Raw genomic sequence first — 733 nt, forward strand, 5'->3', positions numbered from 1 at the left:
GTTCACCTCTTCCCATTCCGAACAGAGAAGTTAAGCCCCTCATGGCCGATGGTACTGCACAACAATGCGGGAGAGTAGGTAGCTGCCATACTTATTAAGAGAAGCCTTAGTGTTTATGCACTAAGGCTTTTTCTTTCTTTAAGAGTAGACGCACACTGCTAAAGAGCAGCTGTTTACATAAAGCGTCATCACATCTTTACTCTTTAAAAAATGAATCCTGTGTGAGGATTCATTAGAATACACTCAGCCACAAGGTTGACAACAATTTGAAATAAGATTGAAAAATAATTTGAGAGAAAGTTCAAATAGTTTTGTTTGCGAATGATAAAGGTTATATCTTTGCCATCCGCTTCAAAAAATTCAATGTTCTTTGCAAAATAAGGGTTTGATTATCAGAGTATTAAAAGCACTTTTCCAATAGACAAGTCATTGATACTAAGATAATTAAAGATGCAAAAAACTTTAAAAAAGTTTTGGTGATTAAATGAAAGATCACTACCTTTGCAACCCCAACGCAAACAGCGCGATACGGAATAAAAGTTCTTCTAATAATAATAATAAAGATGTTCGGCTAAAGAGCCACAGAGATCGGATCTCACACATCAACAATAATCACGGAAATGAAACTTCGTAAGAAGAGTCAGTGATTAAAAGTTCTTTGACATATTGGGAAATGCAAGTTGTATTCAAAATAGTAGTATTTGAATACGTAAATTTTTTAAAGCGAATAAGA

Annotated in this window: 1 rRNA gene; it reads left to right on the top strand. The window is 34.4% G+C overall.

Annotated features, from left to right (window positions below):
• Nucleotides 1-91: ribosomal RNA gene (gene rrf / locus AC1DCV_RS35730) — 5S ribosomal RNA — on the top strand; the annotation flags it as partial.
• Nucleotides 92-733: the final 642 nt, after the last annotated feature.

Source organism: Chitinophaga sp. 10T418 (assembly GCF_056394125.1).